We start from the raw sequence: 4,120 nt of genomic DNA, 5'->3' as shown, positions 1-4,120 counted from the left end.
GCTGACATCTAACCCGACCACTCGCGGGGCTATGACATCTAACCTGACCACTTGACTATCAAATACTGCCATTATGGACTTCTTTCCGCGAAGCAATATTTTCATGTTTTTCGCTCAATGAGTTTTGTACCCATGTGTGCTAAGACCCTTGATATATAAGGGTTTTCAGCTCGCTTAATCTTTTACCCTTGACATCAAGACAACAGTCTCAACGTGCATAGTCTGAGGAAACATATCTACTGCTTTGATTTTTTCTAGTTTATATCCTTGTTTTTCCAACCTACTTATGTCTCTTGCCAGTGTTTGTGGGTTGCAGGAGATGTAGATTATTTCTTTAAGTCCCGATTTGCCTATAGATTTTATTAGGTCTTTATCTAGGCCTGCCCTTGGTGGGTCTACTATTAGGCTGTCGATTTTTTCTTTTTTGATGAATTTCTCGTCGATGTATTTGGCGTTTTGGGCTATGAATTTATAATCTTTGAGATTATTCTTCTCTGCATTTATCTTTGCGTCTTTGATTGCATTTTTGTTTATTTCTACACCTACTAAATTGTCATCATTTATAGCAATAGATGAAGTTGCAGATCCGCAGTATAGGTCTAGGACTTTTTTGTTTTCGCCTAGAAGCTTTTTTGCTTCTCCATATAGATTTTCAATTTGGTAGTCATTGACCTGATAGAAGTCGTTTGTACTTATCTTAAAGGTTTTATCAAAAATTTTATATTCTAGGTATTCTTTGCCGGAAATATTTATATTTTCCCTGCCTACAATATTTATGAAAAATTTGCTAGATGAGTATTTTTCTTTGATATAAGAAATTGGATCCTTATTAGACAGGTCAAGATTTATCATAAGGTCCTGGCCATTTGTTCTAATTGTAATTTCCTTGATAGATCCTGGGAATTTTTCTGATATGTCTTTGGTGATTTTTTCTATATCTAATAAATTTTCACTTATTATATCTCTTGCTAAAAGGCAGTCCTTGATATAGACTAAATCATTTGAGTAGGATTTGTTGTAGGCAAGGGTCCCGTCTTTGTCTACTTGAAGTCTGATTTTATTTCTATACCTTAGGTCTTTTGAGGGAATTATTTCTATATCTCCTAACTTATAGGATGTGGATTTAGCCAGGGCTTGTAAAATTAGATTCTTTTTTATATCAAGTTGTTTTTCGTATTTGATATCCATAATAGTACAAGCCCCACATTCATTATAATATGGACATGGGGCTTGGGTTTGGTAGGGACTTTCTTTAATTGTTTTTATCTTTTTTGCATTGTAGAAGTTTTTCTTTTCTTCTATGATTTCTATTTCGCATGTCTCGCCAAAGACAGCATCTTCAATAAAAGCAATCTTGGTGGGAGTTTCTCCGACTCCCCTCCCATCTATTAGGATATCTCTTATATAGATATCTGTGTATTTCATTAGATTACTTTTGTTTCTCCGTTGTAGATTACTCCACCTATAGGGTCTACTGTAACTATTTGACCATCTTCTACTAGGTTTTGAGCATTTGCTGCACCTACTACTGCTGGTATACCAAAGTGAACTGCAGCTACTGCTGTATGACTTGTAAGTCCTCCCGTTTCTGTTACTATTGCTGAAGCTTTTTCGATAAATTCTGTTATATCTGAGTCTGTGAATTTAGCTACAATGATGTCGCCTTCTGTAAATTTATTTTCTAGCTCTCTTTTTGTTGATCCTATAACTACCTTTCCAGATACTGATTTTGCACCTATACCTGTACCTGATGTGATGATGTCACCAATTATGTGAACTTTGATTAGGTTTGAAGAACCGCTTACTCCTAGCGGAACACCAGCTGTTACTACTGTTAGGTCTCCTTCTTCTAGATAGCCTTCAGATAGGCCTCCTACTATAGCTCTTTCGATTAGTTCATCAGTTTCATGGGCTTGTTTGATTACTAGTGGATATACACCCCATACAATAGAAAGTTGTCTTGCAATGCTATCTGTTGTTGTTGCAGCAACTATGGTAGTTCTTGGTCTAAATTTAGAAATTACCCTAGATGTGTTACCGCTAGATGTGCATGAGATGATTGCTTTTGCATCAAGTTCTCTTGCGATTTGGCAGGTAGATCTAGCTATGGAGTTGGTTGTGTTTCTTCTAGATACAATTCTGTTGTTGTATACTTTTTCTATAAAGTCATCTGATAGTTCTGTTGTTATGCAGATATCTCTCATGGTCTTTACAGCTTGAACTGGATACTTACCACCAGCTGTTTCTCCTGATAGCATTACGCAGTCTGTACCATCAATGATAGCGTTGGCTACGTCTGTTGTCTCTGCCCTTGTTGGTCTTGGGTTTCTTATCATAGAGTCAAGCATTTGAGTAGCTGTGATTACAGGTTTTGCAGATGCATTACATCTTCTGATGATGTCTTTTTGTACTCCTGGTATAAGTTCTGTTTTTATCTCTATACCTAGGTCACCCCTTGCTACCATGATTCCATCAGATGCTTCGATGATTTCTTCTATATTGTCTACACCTTCTTGAGATTCAATTTTTGAGATAATTTTAATTGATTCTCCACCGTGGTCTTCTAGGACCTTTCTTAGGTCATATACGTCTTCTTTTTTACGTACGAAGGATGCTGCTATAAGGTCGATACCGTTTTCGATACCAAACTTAATATCATCTATATCCTTTGGTGTTAGGGCTGGTAGGTTGGTTTTTGAGCCTGGAAGGTTTACTCCCTTGTGGTTTGATAGTACACCATTGTTTTGTACCCTACATACCACATCTGTACCATCTTTTATCTCTATTACCTCAAGTTGTACTAGACCGTCGTCTATGTAGATTTCGCTTCCTACGCTTACATCTTGTGGAAGTCCTTCGTGGCTTACTGATACTATATCTTGGTTACCCATGACGTCTCTTGTTGTTAGGGTAAAGATGTCATCTGGTTTTAAGAAGATTTCTTCTACATCGTAGTTACCAGTTCTGATTTCTGGTCCCTTAGTATCTAGCATGATTGCTATTGGTTTGTTTAGCTTTCTTCTAAGTCTTCTAATTGTTTTTATTTTTTCTAAGTGTTCTTCATGAGAACCATGGGAAAAGTTAAGTCTTGCTACATTCATTCCGTTTAGGATGAGATGTTCAAGGACTTCTGGTTTTTCACTTGCTGGTCCTATTGTACAAACAATCTTGGTTTTCTTTAATATTTCAGGTTGCATATTCTCTCCTATCTTGATAAGCTATTTGCTAAATCATATAAGCTTTCATCAAATTCTGATTTAACACTGGTAGCTTCGTCTATACTTACTTCTATAATTTGTCCATTGACATAACCTAGTGCAAGGCCTGTTCTTTCTTCTGATAATAATTCTACAGCTCTAGCTCCCATTGATGAACCTAGGAGTCTATCTACTGCTGATGGTGAACCTCCCCTTTGAACGTGACCTAAAACTGTTACCTTTGTTTCAATGCCAGTTTTTTCTTCAAGTTCATTTGCTAGGGCATATGGATCACCTACTCCTTCTGCTAGGGTTATTAGGTGGTGGAGTTTTCCTCTTTTTCTACCATGTTCCATCTTTGCTATAATTTCATTAATTGAGAACTTATGCTCAGGTACGATAATAGATTCAGCTCCTCCTGCAAGACCTGAAAATAAAGCTAGGTCTCCACAGTGACGTCCCATTACCTCTATTACAACAGCCCTACCGTGTGAGCTTGATGTATCACGGAGCTTGCCTATGGCGTCTGATACTGTTTCTATGGCTGTAAAAAATCCTATAGTATAGTCAGTGTAGCCCATATCATTATCTATAGTTCCAGGAATACCTATTGTCTTGATTCCTAAATCTGATAGGGCCTTAGCTCCCTTAAAAGAACCGTCACCACCTATTACGATTAGGCCTTCGATACCATAGTCAGCTAAGATTTGTGCCCCTCTTTTTTGACCTTCTGGGGTTTTAAAGTCAAGGCTTCTTGCTGTTCCAAGAATAGTACCACCTTTGTGGATAATATCAGCTACTGATGAGATATTCATTTCATAAATATCACCCTTCATAAGGCCGTCATAACCATTTCTAACGCCCTTAATTCTCATAGACTTATTAAGTGCAGTTCTAACAGCGCCCCTTATGGCTGAGTTCAT

3 protein-coding genes are annotated in these 4,120 nt (G+C 37.3%); all 3 read right to left on the bottom strand.

The window, feature by feature from the left end:
• Positions 1 to 174 precede the first annotated feature (174 nt).
• Positions 175 to 1,425 (bottom strand): 23S rRNA (uracil(1939)-C(5))-methyltransferase RlmD, encoded by a 1,251-nt coding sequence (rlmD, locus tag Q0410_RS01515; protein ID WP_299032153.1) that lies wholly within the window; start codon positions 1,423 to 1,425, stop codon positions 175 to 177.
• The gene (pyk, locus tag Q0410_RS01510) at positions 1,425 to 3,197 is read right to left on the bottom strand and encodes a pyruvate kinase (RefSeq protein WP_299032150.1); all 1,773 of its coding nucleotides are present in this window, start codon (positions 3,195 to 3,197) and stop codon (positions 1,425 to 1,427) included. Before pyk ends, rlmD begins: the two co-directional genes overlap by 1 nt.
• 8 nt (positions 3,198 to 3,205) lie before the next feature.
• On the bottom strand, positions 3,206 to 4,120 hold a 915-nt coding region (locus Q0410_RS01505), incomplete at its 5' end, for an ATP-dependent 6-phosphofructokinase (protein ID WP_299032147.1).

Origin of the sequence: uncultured Anaerococcus sp. (genome assembly GCF_937934665.1) — a bacterium.
GTDB lineage: Bacteria > Bacillota > Clostridia > Tissierellales > Peptoniphilaceae > Anaerococcus.
The sequence above is the reverse complement of the archived record's forward strand: the minus strand, read 5'-3'. Positions and strand labels throughout refer to the sequence as shown.